At 39.7% G+C, this 22,910-nt stretch carries 34 protein-coding genes and 1 pseudogene; all 35 read right to left on the reverse strand.

The genetic code is table 11. The annotated features are described in order from the left end of the window. Window positions 1-2: 2 nt before the first annotated feature. The 35 genes and pseudogenes from rpsM to rpsG all read right to left on the reverse strand — a co-directional run bounded on the left by rpsM (window position 3) and on the right by rpsG (window position 22,851). Window positions 3-368 (reverse strand): 30S ribosomal protein S13, encoded by a 366-nt coding sequence (rpsM, locus tag AC6BKE_RS01405; RefSeq protein WP_004233729.1) that lies wholly within the window; start codon window positions 366-368, stop codon window positions 3-5. Window positions 369-392: 24 nt separating this feature from the next. After that, window positions 393-506: a 50S ribosomal protein L36 gene (gene rpmJ, locus AC6BKE_RS01410; protein WP_000868344.1), complete on the reverse strand. Its 114-nt coding sequence runs from the start codon at window positions 504-506 to the stop codon at window positions 393-395. 37 nt (window positions 507-543) lie between these two features. Continuing rightward, window positions 544-762, reverse strand: a complete 219-nt coding sequence (infA, locus tag AC6BKE_RS01415) for a translation initiation factor IF-1 (RefSeq protein WP_004233690.1) — start codon at window positions 760-762, stop codon at window positions 544-546. A gap of 86 nt (window positions 763-848) precedes the next feature. Then, window positions 849-923 (reverse strand): annotated as a pseudogene (locus AC6BKE_RS01420) (type I methionyl aminopeptidase); the annotation flags it as partial. A 252-nt stretch (window positions 924-1,175) separates the two neighbouring features. Then, window positions 1,176-1,829, reverse strand: coding sequence for an adenylate kinase (locus AC6BKE_RS01425; RefSeq protein ID WP_036129077.1), 654 nt, complete (start codon window positions 1,827-1,829; stop codon window positions 1,176-1,178). Window positions 1,830-1,899: 70 nt separating this feature from the next. Next, a complete protein-coding gene (gene secY / locus AC6BKE_RS01430; RefSeq protein ID WP_036129079.1) occupies window positions 1,900-3,195 on the reverse strand; it encodes a preprotein translocase subunit SecY in 1,296 nt (431 codons plus the stop codon). Continuing rightward, window positions 3,195-3,635 carry a 50S ribosomal protein L15 gene (rplO, locus tag AC6BKE_RS01435; RefSeq protein WP_036129082.1) on the reverse strand — a complete coding sequence of 147 codons (441 nt, stop codon included), beginning with the start codon at window positions 3,633-3,635 and terminating at the stop codon, window positions 3,195-3,197. The genes secY and rplO overlap by 1 nt, the downstream gene beginning before the upstream one ends. Window positions 3,636-3,669: 34 nt before the next feature. Beyond that, window positions 3,670-3,852, reverse strand: coding sequence for a 50S ribosomal protein L30 (gene rpmD, locus AC6BKE_RS01440; protein ID WP_004233668.1), 183 nt, complete (start codon window positions 3,850-3,852; stop codon window positions 3,670-3,672). Between the two features lie 13 nt (window positions 3,853-3,865). Beyond that, window positions 3,866-4,369 (reverse strand): 30S ribosomal protein S5, encoded by a 504-nt coding sequence (gene rpsE / locus AC6BKE_RS01445; protein ID WP_008181711.1) that lies wholly within the window; start codon window positions 4,367-4,369, stop codon window positions 3,866-3,868. Window positions 4,370-4,390: 21 nt separating this feature from the next. Then, on the reverse strand, window positions 4,391-4,750 hold the full coding sequence (rplR, locus tag AC6BKE_RS01450; protein ID WP_036124657.1) for a 50S ribosomal protein L18: 360 nt from the start codon (window positions 4,748-4,750) through the stop codon (window positions 4,391-4,393). Between the two features lie 32 nt (window positions 4,751-4,782). After that, window positions 4,783-5,322, reverse strand: coding sequence for a 50S ribosomal protein L6 (gene rplF / locus AC6BKE_RS01455; RefSeq protein WP_008181715.1), 540 nt, complete (start codon window positions 5,320-5,322; stop codon window positions 4,783-4,785). 30 nt (window positions 5,323-5,352) lie between these two features. Next, complete coding sequence (gene rpsH / locus AC6BKE_RS01460; RefSeq protein ID WP_008181717.1) at window positions 5,353-5,751, reverse strand: 30S ribosomal protein S8; 399 nt, start codon at window positions 5,749-5,751, stop codon at window positions 5,353-5,355. Between the two features lie 29 nt (window positions 5,752-5,780). Further along, window positions 5,781-5,966, reverse strand: a complete 186-nt coding sequence (locus tag AC6BKE_RS01465) for a type Z 30S ribosomal protein S14 (protein ID WP_004233656.1) — start codon at window positions 5,964-5,966, stop codon at window positions 5,781-5,783. 22 nt (window positions 5,967-5,988) lie between these two features. Beyond that, a complete protein-coding gene (rplE, locus tag AC6BKE_RS01470) occupies window positions 5,989-6,528 on the reverse strand; it encodes a 50S ribosomal protein L5 (protein WP_008181719.1) in 540 nt (179 codons plus the stop codon). Window positions 6,529-6,557: 29 nt separating this feature from the next. Further along, window positions 6,558-6,866, reverse strand: coding sequence for a 50S ribosomal protein L24 (gene rplX, locus AC6BKE_RS01475; protein ID WP_004233652.1), 309 nt, complete (start codon window positions 6,864-6,866; stop codon window positions 6,558-6,560). A gap of 35 nt (window positions 6,867-6,901) precedes the next feature. Next, complete coding sequence (rplN, locus tag AC6BKE_RS01480) at window positions 6,902-7,270, reverse strand: 50S ribosomal protein L14 (protein ID WP_004233650.1); 369 nt, start codon at window positions 7,268-7,270, stop codon at window positions 6,902-6,904. Between the two features lie 42 nt (window positions 7,271-7,312). Beyond that, window positions 7,313-7,576 carry a 30S ribosomal protein S17 gene (gene rpsQ, locus AC6BKE_RS01485; RefSeq protein ID WP_008181723.1) on the reverse strand — a complete coding sequence of 88 codons (264 nt, stop codon included), beginning with the start codon at window positions 7,574-7,576 and terminating at the stop codon, window positions 7,313-7,315. Between the two features lie 18 nt (window positions 7,577-7,594). Then, window positions 7,595-7,795 carry a 50S ribosomal protein L29 gene (gene rpmC, locus AC6BKE_RS01490; protein WP_004233646.1) on the reverse strand — a complete coding sequence of 67 codons (201 nt, stop codon included), beginning with the start codon at window positions 7,793-7,795 and terminating at the stop codon, window positions 7,595-7,597. Then, window positions 7,785-8,219 (reverse strand): 50S ribosomal protein L16, encoded by a 435-nt coding sequence (rplP, locus tag AC6BKE_RS01495; RefSeq protein ID WP_025116437.1) that lies wholly within the window; start codon window positions 8,217-8,219, stop codon window positions 7,785-7,787. The genes rpmC and rplP overlap by 11 nt, the downstream gene beginning before the upstream one ends. 1 nt (window position 8,220) lies before the next feature. Then, window positions 8,221-8,874 (reverse strand): 30S ribosomal protein S3, encoded by a 654-nt coding sequence (rpsC, locus tag AC6BKE_RS01500; RefSeq protein WP_025116438.1) that lies wholly within the window; start codon window positions 8,872-8,874, stop codon window positions 8,221-8,223. 3 nt (window positions 8,875-8,877) lie between these two features. Then, entirely contained in the window at window positions 8,878-9,222 is a 345-nt protein-coding gene (gene rplV, locus AC6BKE_RS01505; protein ID WP_004233639.1) for a 50S ribosomal protein L22, read from the reverse strand. Between the two features lie 22 nt (window positions 9,223-9,244). Then, on the reverse strand, window positions 9,245-9,523 hold the full coding sequence (gene rpsS, locus AC6BKE_RS01510) for a 30S ribosomal protein S19 (protein WP_008181911.1): 279 nt from the start codon (window positions 9,521-9,523) through the stop codon (window positions 9,245-9,247). A 60-nt stretch (window positions 9,524-9,583) separates the two neighbouring features. After that, on the reverse strand, window positions 9,584-10,414 hold the full coding sequence (gene rplB / locus AC6BKE_RS01515; RefSeq protein ID WP_036124661.1) for a 50S ribosomal protein L2: 831 nt from the start codon (window positions 10,412-10,414) through the stop codon (window positions 9,584-9,586). A 48-nt stretch (window positions 10,415-10,462) separates the two neighbouring features. After that, entirely contained in the window at window positions 10,463-10,747 is a 285-nt protein-coding gene (rplW, locus tag AC6BKE_RS01520; RefSeq protein WP_036124663.1) for a 50S ribosomal protein L23, read from the reverse strand. Next, window positions 10,747-11,370 carry a 50S ribosomal protein L4 gene (gene rplD / locus AC6BKE_RS01525; protein ID WP_004233626.1) on the reverse strand — a complete coding sequence of 208 codons (624 nt, stop codon included), beginning with the start codon at window positions 11,368-11,370 and terminating at the stop codon, window positions 10,747-10,749. The genes rplW and rplD overlap by 1 nt, the downstream gene beginning before the upstream one ends. 26 nt (window positions 11,371-11,396) lie before the next feature. Beyond that, window positions 11,397-12,026, reverse strand: a complete 630-nt coding sequence (gene rplC, locus AC6BKE_RS01530; RefSeq protein ID WP_036124665.1) for a 50S ribosomal protein L3 — start codon at window positions 12,024-12,026, stop codon at window positions 11,397-11,399. A gap of 46 nt (window positions 12,027-12,072) precedes the next feature. Then, entirely contained in the window at window positions 12,073-12,381 is a 309-nt protein-coding gene (gene rpsJ, locus AC6BKE_RS01535; protein WP_004233624.1) for a 30S ribosomal protein S10, read from the reverse strand. A 351-nt stretch (window positions 12,382-12,732) separates the two neighbouring features. Further along, a complete protein-coding gene (locus AC6BKE_RS01540) occupies window positions 12,733-14,043 on the reverse strand; it encodes a Na+/H+ antiporter family protein (protein WP_058845120.1) in 1,311 nt (436 codons plus the stop codon). Window positions 14,044-14,203: 160 nt separating this feature from the next. Next, the gene (locus tag AC6BKE_RS01545; RefSeq protein ID WP_058845121.1) at window positions 14,204-16,183 is read right to left on the reverse strand and encodes an FtsX-like permease family protein; all 1,980 of its coding nucleotides are present in this window, start codon (window positions 16,181-16,183) and stop codon (window positions 14,204-14,206) included. Next, window positions 16,173-16,934: an ABC transporter ATP-binding protein gene (locus tag AC6BKE_RS01550; protein WP_330493774.1), complete on the reverse strand. Its 762-nt coding sequence runs from the start codon at window positions 16,932-16,934 to the stop codon at window positions 16,173-16,175. Before AC6BKE_RS01550 ends, AC6BKE_RS01545 begins: the two co-directional genes overlap by 11 nt. A 96-nt stretch (window positions 16,935-17,030) precedes the next feature. Continuing rightward, entirely contained in the window at window positions 17,031-18,047 is a 1,017-nt protein-coding gene (locus AC6BKE_RS01555; protein WP_342535191.1) for a sensor histidine kinase, read from the reverse strand. A gap of 5 nt (window positions 18,048-18,052) precedes the next feature. Then, on the reverse strand, window positions 18,053-18,742 hold the full coding sequence (locus AC6BKE_RS01560; RefSeq protein ID WP_080717086.1) for a response regulator transcription factor: 690 nt from the start codon (window positions 18,740-18,742) through the stop codon (window positions 18,053-18,055). 155 nt (window positions 18,743-18,897) lie between these two features. After that, a complete protein-coding gene (gene tuf, locus AC6BKE_RS01565; RefSeq protein WP_036123706.1) occupies window positions 18,898-20,085 on the reverse strand; it encodes an elongation factor Tu in 1,188 nt (395 codons plus the stop codon). Between the two features lie 136 nt (window positions 20,086-20,221). After that, complete coding sequence (fusA, locus tag AC6BKE_RS01570; protein ID WP_036123709.1) at window positions 20,222-22,300, reverse strand: elongation factor G; 2,079 nt, start codon at window positions 22,298-22,300, stop codon at window positions 20,222-20,224. Between the two features lie 80 nt (window positions 22,301-22,380). Continuing rightward, entirely contained in the window at window positions 22,381-22,851 is a 471-nt protein-coding gene (gene rpsG / locus AC6BKE_RS01575) for a 30S ribosomal protein S7 (protein ID WP_036123710.1), read from the reverse strand. Window positions 22,852-22,910 lie beyond the last annotated feature (59 nt).

Raw genomic sequence — 22,910 nt, forward strand, 5'->3', positions numbered from 1 at the left:
AATTATTTTTTCTTGTTCGCAACAGTTTTACGAGGACCTTTACGCGTACGCGCATTGTTCTTCGTATTTTGACCACGAACAGGTAAGCCACGACGGTGACGGATACCACGGAATGAACCGATTTCCATCAGACGTTTAATATTTAATGAAGTTTCGCGACGTAAGTCACCTTCAAGTTTGTATGAATCTAATTGTTCACGGATTTTGTTTAACTCATCTTCAGTTAAGTCGCGTACGCGTGTATCTTCTGAAATACCTGCATCAGCTAGTACTTTCTGAGCTGTAGTTTTACCAATACCGAAAATGTACGTTAATGAAATTACCACGCGTTTGTCGCGAGGAATATCAACACCAGCAATACGTGCCATGTACGTTGTGCACCTCCTTTAGAATTAACCTTGTTTTTGTTTATGTTTAGGATTTTCACAGATTACCATTACTTTACCGCGTCGGCGAATTACTTTACATTTTTCGCAGATCGGTTTCACAGATGGTCTCACTTTCATCTAACCTAACCTCCTTAGTAGTCCGGAGCGCAAAAGATTATTTAAAACGGTATGTGATACGACCGCGAGTTAAATCATAAGGAGATAACTCGATAGTAACCTTATCTCCAGGTAGAATACGGATAAAGTGCATACGAATCTTACCAGATACGTGTGCTAGAATCACATGTCCATTTTCTAATTCTACCTTAAACATCGCGTTTGGCAAAGTCTCAACAACTGTCCCTTCGACTTCAATTACATCATCTTTCGCCATCTACTCTGTCTCCTCTCTATATGCAAATTAAAGTTCTCATCGTTACATCAAACGGATATCTGCTGCAACTTTAGAAGCAACCTCGTTTCAACATATGTTTGGATTGTATGAGAGATGTTTGAAAGACGCTCGTCTGGTTTCGCTTCACACAATCCACGGAATTTACAGAACCAATAAGGGCACTGAACCTCCCATGTTTACACGAATACCGGAATGTCTTTGATGAGATATTCATACCCGTTACACAGATGCTTCCACGAAACCCATTATACTCCTCCAAAAGGTATGTTGCACTCTTTAGAAGAAATATATACCGGGCACAATATGCTTTTGCAACTCTCAAAAAAATTATGTTTCGTTGTTGCTCCCGCATGCCTCCCGCGGAAGCAGTACTCTGCGCCCGGAGCCGGGTATCAGCTGCGGCTGCCCTGTAATAGAGCATCAAGATCAGCAAACACTTTGTTAATATCTTGCTGTCCATCAATGTTAGTTAACACACCTTTAGCTTGATAGAAATCAAGTAGAGGTTGTGCTTGATTCATATTTACTTCCAGACGGTTTGCAACCGTTTCAGGATTATCATCTGCACGTGTATAAAGCTCGCCGCCATCTTTATCACATTTTCCTTCCACCGTAGGAGGATTGAAAATTAAATGATATGATGTACCACAAGTTTTACAAATACGTCGACCTGAAAGACGAGCAATTAACTCATCCTTTTCAACTTGAATGTTTAATGTATGCTCAATCGCTTTACCTAGATCAGCAAGAATGCTATCCAATGCTTCAGCTTGAGGAACAGTACGTGGGAATCCATCTAATAAGAAGCCCTTTTCACAATCAGGTTTAGCCAGTCGCTCACGAACAATACCAATCGTTACTTCATCAGGTACTAGTGCACCTTGATCCATAAACGATTTCGCTTGTAAGCCTAGTTCAGTACCTTCTTTAATTGCAGCACGGAACATATCGCCTGTAGAAATATGAGGAATCGCGTACTTCTCAACAATTTTATCTGCCTGAGTACCTTTACCAGCACCTGGCAGACCCATTAAAACGATATTCATTAGGAAATATTCCTCCCACAAAAGGTTTGCTGATTTAAGGAAACGATGGAACGTTCCCTAAAAACCAACATTATTTCATAAAGCCTTTGTAGTGACGTTTAACAAGTTGAGATTCTAGCTGCTTCATCGTTTCCAGCGCTACACCGACTACGATAATAATACTAGTACCACCGATCTGCACTGAGGCAGGTAAATTCATAAAATTAATGAATAAAATCGGCATTACAGCAATAACAGTTAAGAATATCGCACCAACAAAAGTTAGACGATATAACACGCTTGTTAAATACGTTTGAGTGTTTTCACCAGGACGAATACCTGGAATGTAAGCACCTTGTTTTTTCAAGTTGTCTGCCACATTTTCTGGATTCACTTGAACGAATGCATAGAAATATGTGAACGCGACGATCAAAATAATATAAATTGTCATACCGATAGGCTGCGTATACTGCAGATTTTTCGTAATCCAATTTGTAACACTATTTTCACCAAAGAACACAGCAAGCGTTTGAGGTGTTACAAGAAACGCTACTGAAAAGATTACCGGAATAACCCCTGCAGCATTTACTTTTAACGGTAGATGCGTTTGTTGACCACCAGTTTGCTGACTACGTCCAGTAACTCGTTTCGCATATTGAATTGGAATTTTACGAAGTGCTTGTTGCACGTATATAACCCCAACTACAACTGCTAATAAAATTAATACAAGCAATGCAAGGACAATGATGTTGATAAATAATTTATCTCCAGCACCCTCGATTTGCTGTGCAAAAATTTGGTTGATCCCTGTAGGCAATGCTGCAACGATACCTGCGAAAATGACAACAGAAATACCATTACCAACACCGTGAGCAGTAATTTGCTCAGCAAGCCATACTAGGAATGCTGTTCCCGCTGTCAATACTATAGCAATTGTAACATAAGTTAGAACGCCCTCTTCTTTAATCAAAGATCCACCATACATTCTATTAAAACCGAATGACATTGCGAATGATTGGATAAAAGCAAGAATAATAGTAAAGTAGCGAGTAAATTGTGCAAGTTTACGTCTTCCGACTTCACCTTGCTTTGCCCACTCAGCAAATTTCGGTACTACGTCCATTTGCAATAACTGAACAATGATTGAGGCTGTGATGTAAGGCATAATTCCCATCGCGAAGATGGAGAAGTTCTTTAAAGCACCACCGCCAAAAGTATTCAGGAAACCAACGAGGTTAAACTCATCAGTTGCCTTTAATACATCAGCGTCAACGTTTGGTACTGGAATGAAAGTTCCAATACGAAAAACGATTAACATTAAAAGTGTGAAAATGATTTTATTTCTTATATCTCGAACACGCATAAAGTTAGAGATTGTCTGAAACATTAAATCACCTCAGTAGTTCCGCCGGCATTCTCGATTGCTTCTTTCGCTGAAGCTGAGAATTTATGAGCTTTAACAGTAAGCTTTTTATTAAGAGCTCCGTTGCCAAGAACTTTAATTCCAGCTTTCTCGTTGCTCACTATACCAGTTTCAAGTAATAATGCAGCAGTAACTTCTGCACCGTCTTCGAAACGGTTTAAAGCATCAAGGTTAACAATCGCGTATTCTTTACGATTAATGTTCGTAAATCCACGTTTTGGTAAACGACGGAATAATGGGTTTTGACCGCCCTCAAATCCTGGGCGTACACCGCCACCAGAACGAGCGTTTTGACCTTTATGACCTTTACCTGCTGTTTTACCGTTACCAGAACCGATACCACGACCAACGCGATTGCGTTGCTTACGAGAACCTTCTGCTGGTTTTAACTCATGCAGTTTCATAGTGGGTGGCACCTCCTTGTTCAATTATTGAAAATTAAATTTCTTTTACAGTAACTAAGTGTGCTACTTTATCAAGCATACCGCGAGTAGCTGCATTATCAGCTTTCTCTACAGTTTGGTGTAATTTACGTAAACCTAAAGCTTCAACAGTTTTGCGTTGTGCAGGTTTAGTACCAATCACAGATTTAGTAAGGGTGATTTCTAATTTGTTAGCCATTATCTTTCCCCCCTTATCCTAATATTTCTTCCACTGATTTACCACGTAATTTAGCTACGTCCTCTACGCGTTTTAATTCAGTTAAACCTTGAACAGTTGCACGCACCATGTTGATTGGTGTGTTAGATCCAAGAGATTTTGAAAGAATATCAGTAATACCAGCAAGTTCTAGTACAGCACGTACTGGACCACCAGCGATAACTCCTGTACCAGGAGCAGCAGGTTTAATTAAGATTTCTCCTGCACCGAAGCGACCAAGCACTAAGTGTGGAGTTGTTCCACCAACACGTGGCACTTCTACTAAGTTTTTCTTCGCATCTTCAACAGCTTTACGGATAGCATCTGGAACCTCTTGAGCTTTACCAGTACCGAAACCTACATGACCGTTTCTATCGCCAACAACAACTAGTGCTGTGAAGCGGAAGCGACGTCCACCTTTAACAACTTTAGCAACACGGTTAATAGTAACTACGCGTTCTTCAAGTTCTCCAAGTTTGTTTGCGTCAATTCGACTCATGAAATGTGTCCCTCCTTCTTATTAAAATTCTAAACCATTCTCACGTGCAGCTTCAGCTAAAGCTTTCACGCGTCCATGATATAAGTAACCACCACGGTCAAAAACTACAGCAGTAATATTTTTTTCCGCAGCGCGTTTCGCGATTGTTTCACCGATTTTTGATGCAGTTGCAACATTGCTACCAGTGCCTTCAAAATCTTTTTCTTGAGAAGATGCGCTAACAATTGTTACGCCTGCTACGTCATCGATAAGTTGAGCGTAGATGTTCTTGTTAGAACGGAATACATTTAAGCGTGGACGCTCAGCAGTACCCGAAATTTTAGAACGAACTCGCGCATGACGTTTTTTACGAACTTGATTTTTATCCTGTTTCGTAATCACAAGGGTCACTCCTTTCTAATGCTTAGGCAGCATTATTTACCTGTTTTACCTTCTTTACGACGAACGTATTCGCCTTCGTAACGGATACCTTTACCTTTATATGGCTCTGGTGGACGAACGTCACGGATGTTAGATGCAAGAGCACCAACGCGCTCTTTGCTAATACCTTTAATGATGATTTTAGTGTTAGAAGGAACTTCAATTTCAAGACCATCTTCAGGTGTGAACTCTACTGGATGAGAGTAACCTACGTTAAGTACAAGTTTTTTGCCTTGTAATTGCGCACGGTAACCAACACCGATAAGTTCTAAAGCTTTTTCGAAACCTGCAGAAACACCAGTAACCATGTTCGCTAGAAGCGCACGAGTAGTACCGTGGTTTGTGCGGTGTTCTTTTGATTCAGAAGGACGTGATACAGAGATTACGTTACCCTCTTGCTCAATTTTCATATCTTGGTGGAAAGAACGAACAAGTTCGCCTTTAGGACCTTTAACAGTAACAGTGTTGTCAGCTGCAACAGTAACAGTTACGTTAGCTGGTACCTCGATAATTTTTTTACCTACACGAGACATTTAGTTGCACCTCCATTCATTTATTGCTAATTACCAAACGTATGCTAGAACTTCGCCGCCAACTTGTTTAGCGCGAGCTTCTTTATCTGTTAATAAACCTTGTGAAGTTGACACTAAAGCGATACCAAGACCGTTCAGTACTTTAGGCACTTCATTTGTTTTAGCATATACACGTAGACCAGGTTTAGAAATACGTTTTAAGCCAGTGATAACACGCTCGTTATCTTTACCGTATTTTAAGAAGATACGGATAATACCTTGCTTGTTGTCTTCCACGTATTCTACGTCACGTACGAAACCTTCACGCTTTAAAATTTCAGCGATTTCTTTTTTCACGTTGGAAGCTGGTACTTCTAACTTCTCGTGACGAACCATGTTCGCATTACGAATGCGAGTAAGCATATCTGCAATCGGATCAGTCATTGTCATTACATTTACCTCCTTCCCAAATTAGGGGATTACCAGCTGGCTTTTTTCACGCCAGGAATTTGTCCCTTATATGCAAGTTCTCGGAAACAAATACGGCAAAGTTTGAATTTGCGATATACAGAGTGTGGACGGCCACAGCGTTCACAACGTGTATATTCTTGCACTTTAAACTTTTGCTTACGTTGTTGTTTAACGATCATAGATTTTTTAGCCACGTTTTCGCCCTCCTTGTTTAAATTACTTTTGGAACGGCATACCGAATTGTGTCAATAACTCGCGAGCTTCTTCGTCAGAGTTCGCTGTCGTTACGATCACGATGTCCATACCGCGTACTTTTGAAACTTTATCGTAATCGATTTCTGGGAAAATTAGTTGCTCTTTAACACCTAGAGTGTAGTTACCGCGACCATCGAATGCTTTTTTAGAAACACCACGGAAGTCACGTACACGAGGAAGTGAGATTGAGATTAATTTGTCCAAGAATTCATACATACGCTCACCGCGTAATGTAACTTTAGCACCGATTGGCATACCTTCACGTAAACGGAAACCTGCGATCGATTTTTTCGCTTTAGTTACAACTGGTTTTTGACCAGTGATAATTGTTAATTCTTCTACAGCTGCATCTAATGCTTTAGAGTTTTGAACAGCATCACCAACACCCATGTTGATAACGATTTTGTCAACTTTCGGCAACTGCATAACTGATTTATATCCAAACTTGCTCATAAGAGCAGGAGAAACTTCATTTAAATATTTTTCTTTTAGGCGGCTCATGTGTGTACCTCCCTTCTTTTATTTACTAGTTAGTCGATTACTGCACCTGATTTTTTTGCAACACGAACTTTTTTACCGTTTTCGATTTTATAACCTACACGAGTCGGCTCGCCAGATTTAGGATCGATTAGCATTACGTTCGAAACGTGAATTGCAGCCTCTTGGCTTACAATCCCACCTTGTGGATTCAATTGGTTAGGTTTAACGTGCTTTTTCACGATATTAACGCCTTCAACAAGAACGCGGTCTTGTTTAGGGAAAGCAGCTAGGATTACTCCTTCTTTGCCTTTGTCCTTACCAGTGATAACCTTAACCTTGTCACCTTTTTTTACATGCATGCTGTCGCACCTCCTTGATTGGCACTATCATGAAATTAAAGAACTTCTGGAGCTAGAGAAACGATTTTCATGAAGTTGCTGTCACGTAATTCACGTGCAACAGGTCCGAAAATACGAGTTCCGCGTGGTGATTTATCATCACGAATAATTACACAAGCATTTTCATCAAATTTGATGTACGTACCGTCTTTACGACGTACGCCTGATTTAGTACGAACGATAACAGCTTTAACAACGTCACCCTTCTTGACAACGCCACCTGGTGTTGCTTTCTTAACTGTACAAACAACGATATCACCGATGTTAGCAGTTTTACGGCCAGAGCCACCAAGCACTTTAATTGTAAGAACTTCACGTGCACCTGAGTTGTCAGCAACTTTCATACGACTTTCTTGTTGGATCACTTAGGTTACCTCCCTTCGGAAATGGTTGTTCCGAAATAGTTATTAAATAATAACCGCTTTTTCTACAACTTCAACTAGACGGAAACGTTTAGTAGCTGATAGCGGGCGAGTCTCCATGATACGTACGATATCACCGATTTTCGCTTGGTTTTGCTCATCATGAGCTTTAAACTTTTTAGAGTATTTTACACGTTTACCGTAAAGCTTGTGCTTTTTGTGAGTTTCAACTAAAACAGTAACAGTTTTGTCCATTTTATCTGAAACAACGCGGCCCGTGTAAACTTTGCGTTGATTACGCTCAGTCATACTTGAAAACCTCCTTTATCAGTTATTTGCACTGATTTCTCTTTCACGAATAACAGTTTTCATACGCGCGATTGCTTTACGCACTTCACGAATACGAGCTGTGTTTTCTAATTGACCAGTCGCCAATTGGAAGCGAAGGTTGAAAAGCTCTTCTTTCAGTGATTTCACTTTTAATTCAATTTCAGAAGTGGCAAGGTCACGGATTTCATTAGCTTTCATTAGATTCACCACCAGTTTCTTGACGTTTTACGATCTTACATTTAACAGGAAGCTTATGTGATGCTAAACGAAGTGCTTCACGTGCAATCTCTTCAGATACACCAGCAATTTCGAACATAATTTTTCCTGGTTTTACTACTGCTACCCAACCTTCAGGAGAACCTTTACCAGAACCCATGCGGACTTCTAGAGGTTTTTTAGTGTAAGGTTTGTGTGGGAAGATTTTAATCCAAACTTTACCGCCACGTTTCATGTAACGAGTCATCGCGATACGTGCAGATTCGATTTGACGGTTAGTAATCCAGCTAGCAGTTTGAGCTTGTAAGCCCCACTCGCCGAATGATACTTCTTTGCCGCCTTTCGCTTCGCCACGCATGTTGCCGCGGTGTTCACGACGGTATTTTACGCGTTTAGGCAATAACATATTATTTGCCTCCTTCCACAGATTTCTTCGTAGGAAGAACTTCACCACGGTAGATCCATACTTTAACGCCTAATTTACCGTAAGTAGTGTCAGCTTCTGCGTGTGCATAGTCAATGTCAGCACGTAGAGTATGAAGTGGAACAGTTCCTTCACTATAGTGTTCAGCACGCGCGATATCAGCGCCACCTAAACGACCAGATACTTGTGTTTTAATTCCTTTTGCACCAGCACGGATTGTGCGTTGGATCGCTTGCTTTTGCGCACGACGGAATGATACACGGTTTTCTAATTGACGAGCGATGTTTTCAGCTACTAGACGAGCGTCAAGATCTGCACGTTTAATTTCAATGATGTTGATGTGTACGCGTTTACCAGTTAACTCGCTAAGGTATTTACGAAGGTTTTCAACTTCAGTACCACCTTTACCGATTACCATACCTGGTTTCGCAGTGTGAATTGTAATGTTTACACGGTTTGCAGCACGTTCGATTTCTACTTTAGAAACAGAAGCGTCTTTAAGAGCCGTTTCAATATATTTACGCACTTTGATGTCTTCGTGAAGTAGAGTTGCATAGTCTTTTTCAGCGTACCATTTTGACTCCCAGTCACGAATAATACCAACGCGCAGTCCTATTGGATGTACTTTTTGACCCACGGATTAACCCTCCTTCTTCTCAGATACCACTAGAGTGATGTGGCTTGTGCGTTTGTTAATTGCGCTTGCACGTCCTTGCGCACGTGGACGGAAACGTTTTAAAGTTGGACCTTCATCAACGAACACTTCAGAAACTACTAAAGAGTTGATGTCAAGATCGTAGTTGTGCTCAGCATTAGCAACTGCAGATTTTAATACTTTCTCAACGACTGGAGACGCCGCTTTTGGAGTATGACGTAAAATTGCAACTGCTTCACCAACTTGCTTACCTCGGATTAAGTCTACAACTAGACGTACTTTACGAGGAGCAATACGTACTGTGCGAGCGATAGCTTTAGCTTGTGTCATTAGGATTTACCTCCTCTCAAAATTAGCGTCTTGTTTTCTTGTCGTCTGCACCGTGACCTTTGTAAGTACGTGTCGGTGCGAACTCACCAAGTTTATGGCCTACCATATCTTCTGTTACGTATACAGGAACATGTTTACGTCCATCATATACAGCAATCGTTAAACCGATGAAGTTCGGGAAGATTGTAGAACGGCGTGACCAAGTTTTGATAACTTGTTTTTTCTCAGAAGCCTCTTGTACTTCCACTTTTTTCATTAAGTGGTCATCAACAAAAGGTCCTTTTTTCAAGCTGCGACCCATGTAGGAACCTCCCTCCGTGATTCCACCACGGCTCTCACATAGAACCGTAGTTTAACCACTTTATTTTTTACGACTACGGATGATAAATTTATCCGATTTGTTTTTCTTCTTACGAGTTTTGTAACCAAGTGCTGGTTTACCCCAAGGAGTCATTGGTGATTTACGTCCGATTGGAGAACGTCCTTCACCACCACCGTGTGGGTGATCGTTAGGGTTCATTACAGAACCACGAACTTCTGGGCGTTTACCTAACCAACGGCTACGACCTGCTTTACCGATGTGTACAAGTTCGTGTTGTTCGTTACCAACTTGACCGATTGTAGCGCGGCAAGTAGCTAACACTAAACGTACTTCACCAGATTGAAGACGAACGATTACGTACTTATCTTCACGACCAAGTACTTGAGCAGAAGTACCAGCAGAACGTACTAATTGTCCACCTTTACCAGGTTTTAACTCGATGTTATGGATTGTAGTACCCATTGGAATGTTTGCTAATGGTAATGCATTACCTACTTTAATATCAGCATCTGGACCAGAAACGATTGTTTGACCAACCTCTAGACCTTTTGGTGCTAAGATGTAAGCTTTTGCTCCATCAGCGTAGTTGATTAATGCGATATTCGCAGAACGGTTTGGATCATATTCAATAGTAGCAACTTTTGCCGGAATGCCATCTTTAACACGTTTGAAATCGATAACACGGTATTGCTTCTTATGACCACCACCATGATGACGAACAGTGATTTTACCTTGGTTGTTACGACCAGCTTTGCGTTTAGTTGGTTCAAGCAATGATTTCTCAGGCTTGTTAGTTGTAATTTCCGCAAAGTCTAATGACGTCATGTTACGACGACCATTAGAGGTAGGTTTATACTTTTTAATCGCCATTGTGTTTTCCCTCCTTCTTGAGTGTTCAAATCATAAATCCATTAAGGATTACACTTCGAATAATTCAATTTCTTTGCTATCAGCAGTTAATTTAACAATCGCTTTACGACGTTTGTTAGTGTAACCACCGTAACGGCCAACACGCTTGAATTTACCTTTGTAGTTAAGAACGTTTACTTTCTCAACTTTTACGCCAAAGATTTCTTCTACAGCGTCTTTTACTTGAGTTTTGTTAGCGCGAGTGTCTACTTCGAAAGTATACTTTTTCTCTGCCATAAGTTCTGAAGAACGCTCAGTAATGACCGGACGTTTTAAAATATCACGTGCTTCCATTATCCAAGCACCTCCTCAACTTTTTCTACTGCAGATTTAGTGAATACAACTTTGTCGTGACCTAATAGATCAAGAACGTTGATTCCATTTGCAGTTAAAACTGTTACACCTGGGATGTTACGAGCAGATAATGCTACGTTTTCATCTAGGTCAGCAGTTACGAATAAAGATTTTTTCTCTAAAGAAAGATCTTTAAGAATTTTTGTGAATTCTTTTGTTTTTGGTGCTGCTAGAGTTAGAGCATCAAGAACTAAGAAGTTTTGTTCTACTACTTTAGCTGATAAAGCAGATTTAAGAGCTAAGCGGCGAACTTTTTTAGGTAATTTATAAGAATAGCTACGTGGAGTAGGACCGAATACGATACCACCGCCGCGCCATTGTGGAGAACGGATAGAACCTTGACGAGCACGACCAGTTCCTTTTTGACGCCATGGTTTACGACCACCACCAGCAACCTCAGAACGGTTTTTAACCTTGTGATTACCTTGACGAAGAGAAGCACGTTGAGCTACTACTGCGTCGAATAATACTGCTTCATTTGGCTCGATTCCGAAGATCGCATCGTTTAATTCGATTTCACCAACTGAAGCACCTGTTTGACTAAGTACAGATACTTTTGTCATTCCTGTTTCCTCCTTTCTTGAAGTGATTACTTAGCTTTAATTGCAGTTTTTACTGTAACTAGAGCTTTTTTAGAACCAGGAACATTACCTTTAACAAGTAGTAAGTTACGATCAGCATCAACTTTCACGATTTCTAAGTTTTGGATTGTAACTACATTGCCACCCATTTGACCAGGTAATTTCTTTTGTTTAAATACGCGGTTCGGAGCAACTGGACCCATTGAACCAGGACGACGGTGGTAACGAGAACCGTGGGCCATAGGACCACGAGATTGTCCGTGGCGTTTAATAACACCTTGGAAACCTTTACCTTTAGTAACACCTGTTACATCAATTACATCGCCTTCTGCGAAAATTTCTACTTTGACTTCTTGACCAACTTCGTATTCTCCAACGTTCACGTTGCGGAATTCACGAATGAAGCGCTTAGGAGCAGTGTTCGCTTTTGCTACGTGACCTTGTTCAGGTTTGTTAGAAAGCTTAACGCGCTTGTCTTCGAAACCAACTTGAATTGCTTCGTAGCCGTCTGTTTCAACAGTTTTCTTTTGAAGAACTACGTTTGGCGCAGCTTCGATAACTGTTACCGGGATTAAATCGCCGTTTTCAGCGAAAACTTGTGTCATACCAATTTTTCTACCTAAGATTCCTTTAGCCATTTGTCACACCTCCTGTAAGTTTTGAAAAGTTATATTATTTTTACCATTAAAGTTTGATTTCGATATCAACGCCAGATGGTAAATCAAGTTTCATTAACGCATCAACAGTTTGTGGTGTTGGGTTAACGATATCGATCAGACGTTTATGCGTACGCATCTCGAATTGTTCACGAGAATCTTTGTACTTGTGAACCGCACGAAGAATTGTGTACACAGACTTCTCAGTTGGAAGTGGAATCGGACCTGATACACTTGCACCTGAACGTTTTGCAGTTTCCACAATTTTCTCAGCAGACTGATCTAAAATACGGTGATCATACGCTTTTAAACGAATACGAATCTTTTGTTTTGCCATTATTTTCCCTCCTTCTCGCCTATTTTCTAGACATTCTCCACGAAAATTTTCCCACACACCGCCATGGCAAAGCGGCCGGGTGTGTCGGCAACCTCTCGCTTCATCGCAGTCAAAGACCAACATTCAACATTATATACAATAAAAAAAGAATAAGCAAGTCTTTTCGCTAAATTCTTTTAAATGTTGTAGATATTCTTAGTACTACTACTTCTTCGCTTTATTAAGCCGTTTATTAGTATATAAAATTTTATTACATATTGCAATAGTTAAGGTTGTCATATCAACATTTCCGTACTTTTCAAACAATTCTTTAAGAAAGTAGTTTCTATAGATAAGAAACTACTTCTTATTTTATAGAAAGAATACACATGCCATCCAACCAAACAGGATCAAAGGGATATTAATAAAAACAAATGTCGGTACACAAGTATCCCAAATATGATGATGTTGTCCATCTACATTTAAGCCTGCTGTTGGTCCTAACGTAGAATCTGAAGCTGGAGAGCCTGCATCGCCTAAAGCACCTGCTGTACCAATTAAACAAAGAATCGCTAATGGACTCAATCCCAACCCTTGTGCAAGAGGAACAAATAACGTAGCAATAATAGGTACTGTAGCAAAAGATGAACCAATACCCATCGTCACAACTAATCCAATGACTAGCATGATAAAGACAGCGAGACTTCTATTACCTTTCAGCACAGCGATTGAGCTTGTAATTAAGCTATCCACATCCCCAGTAGCATTAATAACGGCTGCGAAGCCATTGGCCGCAATCATGACAAAGCCAATAAAGGCCATCATCTTCATCCCTTCAGAGAGAATGTCATCTGCCTCTTTCCATTTAAGTGCACCTGTAAAATACATCAACATAATCCCTGTAAACGAACCGACAATCATTGAATCTGTTAATACTTGAGCACAAAGTGATGCGACTAATGCAAGAGCTGTAGAAAACATCACAAACTTACTGACGTTCACGTTTAAAGATTCAGTCTCTACTTCATTGTGCTTATACTGTCTTGGCTTGCGGTATACAACAAAGGCGACAAGCAGCCCAATCAGCATTCCTAGCACCGGAATCGCCATTGCTGCCGGTACATCACGTGAAGATACAGCCATTCCAGCCTCTGACACTTGTGTAGCAACGATATCTTGAAAAATGGCTCCGAAACCAGCTGGCACGAAACTATAAGTACCGATTAAGCCTACTGCAATTAGGACCGCAATGATACGTCGATCAACCTCCAACATATTTAATATTTTTAAAATAGGAGGAATCAATAATGGAATGAAGGCAATATGAATAGGAATAACATTTTGAGATAAAATAGACATCACGAAAATAAGGAAAAAAATTAAAACCTTCACTAAGCCTTTTCTATTACTTTCGCCATTTAAAATTTTTAACATCCCTGCAATCATCAATTCTGGTATTCCAGTTTTGGCAATAGCAATAGCAAAGCCACCAAGGAGACCATAACTCAATGCAATAGTGGCCCCTGCGCCTAACCCTTCTGTAAATGATTGTACTGTTGCCTCAATGCCCATTCCACTTGTAAGACCACCTACAAAAGCTCCTAGTACTAAGGAAAGAACGACATTGATGCGAAGCAAGCTTAATATCAACATAACGGCTACCGCCGCAATTACTGCATTCATTGTTACACTTCACTTTCATACACTAAATTACTAACATGTTAAACTTTATTATTCTGATATTTGAAAGTCAATAGTTTTCACAATTTCAATATGTTTATATAAAAAAACAGTGTAAAGGATTAATCATTACACTGTTTTTGAGTTTCTTCATATTTAATTGTTACAACGATTCACGAACAACTTTTTTATAATAGCCAACCGAAAGTATGCCAAAGATCGTATATAACGCTACGTAACAGCACATCGCAATCCACAAGGGAGCCGTTAACTCTGTACCAAATAAGAACCATCCTGACTTAACAGCAAAGTAGCTATGCAATAATCCAATAACTAATGGGACACCAAAATTAAAGGCCTGTTTCATATAAATGCCTTTCATGATGTCTTTCTCGGCAAAACCAATTTTTCTGAGTATTGTATAGGAACTTCTTTCTTCCTCTGCCTCAGACATTTGTTTAAAGTATAGAATACTACCAGTTGTCATTAGAAATGCTAATCCTAAAAATGCTGTTGTAAAAATCGTAAGACCTAATGTTTCAATATTATCTTTACGTTTTTCTTCAAAGGAAGATTGTGTATATTGCTGTGTCTTACCATCACCTTCTACAGCCGTAATAACTCCTGCATTTGTTTGAATATATAATTTCTCTGCTGTTTCTAATTCTTCTTTTGCTGTTATTGTAATGGTCGTTTGTTGATGCCAAGGATAAAGCGCTGCTTGCGTAGTTAAACTTGTAAACATGTCATCTGTCACAACAAAGATAGGTCCGCCACCTCCAGCCGTGACAATACCACTTATAACACTTTTATCATGAACATCTACTACATGGAAAGTTTCTTCAAGCTCTCCTGCAGATACCACTACATCACGATCTTTTTCTAATGGAAACATTTCAGCCATATAACCGCCATAGTTGGTTAAGATAACATCGTTGCCTGATAGCGATGCTTCAGGAACGCTTTGCTGATAATCAGAAAGCGGGATAGTATAGATTGTTCCTTCCATATCATATAAAGGATTGTCCTGCTGCTTTTTAGACATTAATTGACCTACAGAGGCTGTTACTCCTTGTAAACGATAATCTACTTTATCATACGTAATGTTATTTTTCTCTAACTCCTCTAAGAAGGTCTGACCCTGCTCTTCTAGCAATATGAAATCACCAGGTACTTGGCTATAAGCCGATGCCTCTGAGGAATAGTAGGCGATATAGGATAGCGTCGTTACACCTAGAGACACACCTGTTAATACAGTGATAAGTGTTAATGACTTTGCGTTGCTCTTCATGCGATGCATAATCGGTGTTAATGCTAATACATCCTTGATAGATAAATGCCCTTTTTTCTTCAAGCGAATAGTATTCATAATAAAGGCTACGGAGAAACGAAAGACAAGAAATGTACCACCAATAGTCGTAGCTAAAATTATCATCATATTGATAAATAAATGACCAGCTGAATCAATATCAAATAGCTTTGTTGACGCATAGTAGCCGTAAGCAATCAGCACAAGACCCATAAAGCCAATTGCCATTTGTAATGCACTAAAACGTCTCACACGCTCGTCTGCTTGTTTTGCCGCGCTAAACAGTGATAATAATGAAACACGATGAATCATCCAAGCCATCTGTACAAGAACAATAACCAAAAGAATAGCAAACACGATCATCGACTGCTGTAATGCCTGTGTACTAAATGTCATGGTTACAAGAGCTTCTTTTTCAAGGACACGTAGTAAAATCATAGCAAATACGCGTGAGCTAAAGAAACCTACCAGCATCCCTAGAATAACAGCACCAATAAATAAGAGAATGTTTTCAATCGCTAGTAAACGCACGATTAGCCCCTTTGTCATGCCTATCAATTGGTACAAGCCTATTTCCTTACTACGACGTTTCATAAATAAATGATTTGCATATAGGACGAAGAATAAAACGATAAAATAGAGAATATAAGTGGCTGCTTTAAATCCTGCCGTAGCCGTTCCACTCATTTGAACAGCATCCCATACCTCAGAATTATTTTGCAATGTAACAAAGGAAAAATACAAAGTAACACTAAAAATAAGAGCAAAGAAATATAGATAGTAGTGCTTCATATTTTTCTTCATGCTTCTAATCACTAGCTTACTAAGACTCATACCCGTCACCGCCTAGCACACTTTGCGTATGCATGATTTCTTGGAAAAATGCCTGCCTTGTTTTATCACCCTTATAAAGTTCACTATAGATCAGGCCATCCTTTAAAAATAAAACACGTGTGCAGAAGCTTGCAGCTACTGCATCATGTGTAACCATCATTATTGTCGCTTCTTTCGTCTCATTAATGTTTTGGAGATTTTGGAGCAAGGCTGTAGCCGATTTAGAATCCAATGCACCAGTAGGCTCATCTGCAAATACCAACGATGGGGTCGTAATAAGTGCACGTGCAGCAGAGGTACGCTGCTTTTGTCCACCAGATATTTCATTGGGATATTTATTTAAAATTTCTGTAATACCCAATAGGAATGTTAGCTCTTTCACTCGACTTTCCGCAACAGCTTTTGGTAACTTACTGATAGCTAATGGCAGAAGGATATTTTCCTTTACTGTGAGGGTATCCAGTAAATTATAATCTTGAAATATGAATCCTAGCTGCTCTCGTCGAAAATTCGCTAATGCCTTTTCTTTCATATCACGCAAATTATGACCGTTTATTTCAATTACACCTTCTGTTGCGAAATCTATAGAACACAAGACATTTAAAAGTGTTGTTTTACCTGAACCTGAAGGTCCCATAATGCCTACAAACTCACCTTTATTTACTTCTAAATCAATACCCTTTAGCACTTCTTGAGCCGTTGATTTTTTGCCATATACTTTCTTTATTTTACGACCAATTAAAACTGTCACGTGATAACGCCCCTTTCTATAATCCAAGTGTACCCTGTCATAGCTATTCATTCGTGCGTTTTACATGACAATATAAAAAGGTAGGTGACAATTTCGTCATCTACCTGTTAGTTTGACATATTCATTTTGTAAGGGAAAACGCAGTGTAAATAATGAGCCGTCTCCAACATTCGATTGAACATAGATGCGAATCCCGATTTTTCGGGCTGCATTGGATGCCAAATAAAGACCCATTCCTGTAGATTGTGAGGATTCTCTTCCCGCTGTTCCCGTATACGATTTTTGAAAAATTCGAGGTAAATCCTCTAAAGGAATACCTATACCTACATCTTTTATATGTAATAATGTCGCACCTGTTGGGTCATGTTCAGTAAAAATTGTGACCTCAGAATTTACTGGACTATATTTTATGGCATTTGAGAGAATTTGCCGAACAATAAACGCCAGCCACTTGCCATCAGTCAGAACCGTATCTGTAAGCTCAGCGACTTCAAAGCCAATACCTTTTTCAATACACCAAGCCTGCATACCCCTGATTTCTTTATAGACAATCGGTTTCAGCTCGACCTCATTTAAATAGTTGTCCTTTTCAATAGAGGCTAATCTTGTTTGATGTAGCTGTTGATCGACTAAAAGATGTAGTCTCAGCCATTCATTCTCTAATTTTCGGCGCAGTGATACATCCTCAATATGCTCTAACAATAAATTAATCGTTGTTAAAGGGGCCTTTACTTCATGAACCCAAGCCAACAGCTCATCTGAATACTCTTGTAGTTGCACTTTAGCTTGATTTAACTCCATGTTCTTCTCAGAAAAGACACTTTCTATTTTTTGAAAGCATGCTTCCTGAAAAGGAGTTAAAACTAGTCTGTTTTTATGTGCTTCATCAAGGTAGTCGTCCATATTTCCCAGGAAATCTTTTAATTTCCCAACTTCATTGACATAACGCCACACAAAAAAGAGTGTAAAACTAACAAGCAAACTAATGTTTACATACCATATTGAAATACTATTTAAACCAACATCTAAAGAAAATAGCACATTTAGAAGTGTAAAAATGAAAATAAAAAAACCAATCCATGCAAAGCGTTCTCTTATAAATAATAATAGCATGTTTTTCACGTCCTCTGGCTGACTGCCATATATCCAAGTCCTTTTTTAGTTAGAATCACTTCTGGTAAACCAATATCCTCTAGCTTTGTACGTAATCGATTAACATTTACCGACAAAGTATTATCATTGACAAAACGTTCATCATCCCAAAGCTTTCTCATTAATTCGTCTCTTGAAACAATCTGATTAACCTGTTCCACTAAAATTCGTAAAATGAAGAGCTCGTTTTTCGTTAAGGAAGCAGTAGCCCCATTAAACACAATCTCACTCCTTGTATAATCAATAACGGCATTATTAAAACGAGTAACGTCCATTTTCTCCTCAACATAGTCATAGGTTCTTCGTAAAATCGCCTGTGTTTTCGCGAGTAGCACTTCCATATGGAATGGCTTTTGTATAAAATCATCTGCTCCCATTTGCATAGCCATCACCATATCCATTGGATGATCTCGAGACGAAAGAAAAAGGATGGGTACTTTGGATAAATGACGTATTTCTCGACACCAATGAAAGCCATCATAGGCAGGTAATTGAATATCAATCAGCACAAGATGTGGTTTCTCCTCTATAAAATTGTCCATCACCTTTTGAAAATTTTTAGGACCAACCACTTGTAATGACCAATGTGCAAAACGTTCTTGAATCATGTTAAAAATGGATGGATCATCTTCAATGAGCAAGATTTTCATGTCCATGTTCAATTCCCCTTTTCTTTATTTCTCCTAGATGACATGCTAGCTGTTATGTATACATACACTAATTAAAATCATTTGATTTCCCTTATTTTAACACAAAAAACCAATCTGTAAGCGTCCCTACAGATTGGTTTGATAATTAGCGAAAGCTAAAATTATTTTTGGATAGAAGCAACTACGCCAGCGCCTACAGTACGGCCACCCTCACGGATAGAGAATTTAGTACCTTCTTCAAGAGCGATTGGAGCGATAAGTTCAACTGTCATTTCGATGTTATCACCAGGCATTACCATTTCAACGCCTTCTGGTAAGTTACAGATACCTGTTACGTCAGTTGTACGGAAGTAGAACTGAGGACGGTAGTTAGAGAAGAATGGAGTATGACGGCCACCCTCTTCTTTTGATAAAACGTAAACTTCAGCTTTGAAGTTTGTGTGTGGAGTGATTGAACCTGGTTTAGCTAATACTTGACCACGTTGGATTTCTTCACGAGCAACACCACGTAGTAAAGCACCGATATTGTCACCAGCTTCAGCATAGTCTAATAATTTACGGAACATTTCTACACCAGTTACAGTAGTAGATTTAGCTTCTTCAGCGATACCGATGATTTCAATTACGTCACCAACTTTAACTTGACCACGTTCAACACGGCCAGTTGCAACTGTACCACGACCAGTGATAGAGAATACGTCCTCTACTGGCATCATGAATGGTTTGTCAGTTTGACGTTCTGGAGTTGGGATGTAAGAATCTACAGCGTCCATTAATTCAACGATTTTTTCTTCCCATTCTGGTTCACCTTCAAGAGCTTTAAGAGCAGAACCTTTGATTACAGGAATATCGTCACCTGGGAAGTCATATTCAGATAGTAGATCACGGATTTCCATTTCTACTAATTCTAATAATTCTTCGTCATCAACCATATCACATTTGTTCATGAATACTACTAAGTATGGAACACCTACTTGACGAGATAAAAGGATGTGTTCACGAGTTTGTGGCATTGGGCCATCAGCAGCAGATACTACTAAGATACCGCCGTCCATTTGTGCAGCACCAGTGATCATGTTTTTAACATAGTCAGCGTGTCCTGGGCAGTCAACGTGTGCATAGTGACGAGTTTCTGTTTCATATTCTACGTGAGAAGTGTTGATTGTGATACCACGCTCTTTTTCTTCTGGAGCGTTATCGATGTCAGCGTATGATTTAGCTGTACCACCCATTTTTTTAGAAAGAACTGTAGCGATTGCAGCAGTTAAAGTAGTTTTACCATGGTCAACGTGTCCGATTGTACCAATGTTAGCATGCGTTTTAGAACGGTCAAATTTTTCTTTAGCCATTAGAGATTGCCTCCTCAAAATTATATGTTTTATTTTTGAAATTTATAGAATGAATGCCGATAGAGAACGGGCCCATCCCCTATCCTGCAATCATAGCTTACAAATTAGTTATACTTTATGCAAGATGAAAATTCAATTATTCACCTTTATTTTTTTTGATGATTTCAGCAGCAATTGATTTTGGTACTTCTTCATAATGATCGAATGTCATTGAGAATACACCACGACCTTGTGTTGCAGAACGAAGTGTTGTTGCATAACCAAACATTTCTGCTAAAGGAACCATCGCACGAACAACTTGTGAGTTACCACGAGCATCCATACCCTCAACGCGTCCGCGACGAGAAGTAATGTTACCCATGATATCGCCAAGGTATTCTTCTGGAATTACAACTTCTACTTTCATCATTGGTTCTAAGATAACAGCGTCACATTGTTTCGAAGCTTCTTTAAGAGCCATAGATGCAGCAATTTTGAACGCCATCTCATTCGAGTCAACGTCATGGTAAGAACCGAATACTAATTTCGCTTTAATGTCGATTAGAGGGTAACCAGCTACTACACCGCGGTCAAGAGAGTCACGAAGACCTGCTTCAACTGCAGGAATGTATTCACGAGGAATTACACCACCAACGATAGCGTTTTCGAATTCAAATCCTTTACCTTCTTCATTTGGAGAGAACTCAATCGTTACATCTCCGTATTGTCCACGACCACCAGATTGGCGAGTGAATTTACCTTGAACTTTTGCAGAGCTACGGAATGTTTCACGGTAAGATACCATTGGAGCACCTACGTTAGCTTCTACTTTAAATTCACGGCGCATACGGTCAACTAAGATATCAAGGTGAAGTTCACCCATACCTGAGATGATTGTTTGTCCAGTTTCTGTGTCAGTATGAGCACGGAAAGTTGGATCCTCTTCTTGAAGTTTTTGTAAAGCTTGACCCATTTTATCTTGGTCAGCTTTTGATTTTGGTTCTACAGAAAGAGAAATTACTGGCTCAGGGAACTCCATTGATTCAAGAATAACTAGGTTCTTCTCGTCACAAAGAGTATCACCAGTAGTAGTGTCTTTAAGACCTACTGCTGCCGCGATGTCTCCAGCAAATACTTTTGAGATCTCTTCACGAGAGTTAGCGTGCATTTGTAGGATACGACCTACACGCTCACGTTTACCTTTAGAAGAGTTTTGCACGTATGAACCTGAATCTAATGTTCCAGAGTACACACGGAAGAAAGTTAATTTACCTACGAATGGGTCAGTCATAACTTTGAATGCAAGAGCTGAGAATGGCTCTGCATCAGAAGATTTACGTTCTAACTCTTCGTCACCATCTACTGAAGTACCTTTGATTGCTGGTACATCAACTGGAGATGGTAAGTAATCGATAACGGCATTTAACATTGGACGTACGCCTTTGTGTTTGAATGCTGTACCACAGATTACTGGGTAGAATTCTACTGCGATTGTAGCACGACGGATCGCCGCTTTAAGTTCCGCAACAGTAATTTCTTCGCCTTCTAAATATTTTTCCATGATTTCTTCATCAACACTTGCAACAGCGTCGATTAGTTTTTCACGGTATTCTTCAGCTTGTGCGCGGTATTCTTCAGGAATTTCTCCTTCAGTTACTGCTGTACCTTTTTCGTCGCCATAGAAAGTAGCTTTCATCTCAACTAGGTCGATGATTGCTGAGAATTGATCTTCAGCTCCGATAGGTAATTGGATAGGGTGAGCGTTTGCTTGTAAACGATCATGTAGAGTTCCTACAGAATATAAGAAATCTGCTCCTGTTTTATCCATTTTGTTAATGAATACAATACGTGGAACACCATAAGTTGTAGCTTGACGCCATACAGTTTCAGTTTGAGGCTCAACACCAGATTGAGCATCTAGTACTGTAACAGCACCGTCAAGTACACGTAATGAACGTTCTACTTCTACAGTGAAGTCTACGTGTCCAGGAGTATCGATGATGTTTACACGATGGCCTGCCCATTGGGCTGTTGTTGCAGCAGAAGTGATTGTAATACCACGCTCTTGCTCTTGCTCCATCCAGTCCATTTGAGAAGCGCCTTCATGAGTTTCACCGATTTTGTGAATCTTACCAGTGTAATAAAGGATACGCTCAGTTGTTGTTGTTTTACCAGCATCAATGTGAGCCATGATCCCAATATTACGAGTATTCTCAAGTGAGAATTCGCGTTTCATAGGAAATTTCTCCTTCCATATTGGGGTAAAGACTGTATAAGAGACCTTGTGTTAGCTAACTGGCTAACACATAGGTTAAATTACCAACGGTAGTGAGCGAATGCTTTGTTCGCTTCTGCCATTTTGTGCATGTCTTCACGTTTCTTAACTGATGCACCAGTGTTGTTAGAAGCATCAAGAATTTCGTTAGCTAAACGTTCTTCCATAGTTTTTTCACCACGAAGACGAGCATAGTTAACTAGGTAACGAAGACCTAAAGTTGTACGACGTTCTGGACGTACTTCAACCGGTACTTGGTAGTTTGAACCACCAACACGGCGAGCACGAACTTCAAGAACTGGCATTACGTTGTTTAGAGCGGCTTCGAATACTTCAATTGGATTTTCACCAGAACGTTCTTTAACAAGTTCGAACGCACCGTATAAAATCTTTTGAGAAGTACCTCTTTTACCATCAACCATCATTTTATTGATTAAACGAGTTACTAGTTTTGAACTATAAATTGGATCTGGTAACACGTCACGTTTGGAAACAGGACCTTTACGAGGCATGTGTTTTCCTCCTTTCGAATAGTTATCGATTATTTTATAAAGTTGGCCTTTTCGTATTT

Source organism: Lysinibacillus sp. COL-1 (genome assembly GCF_059814265.1).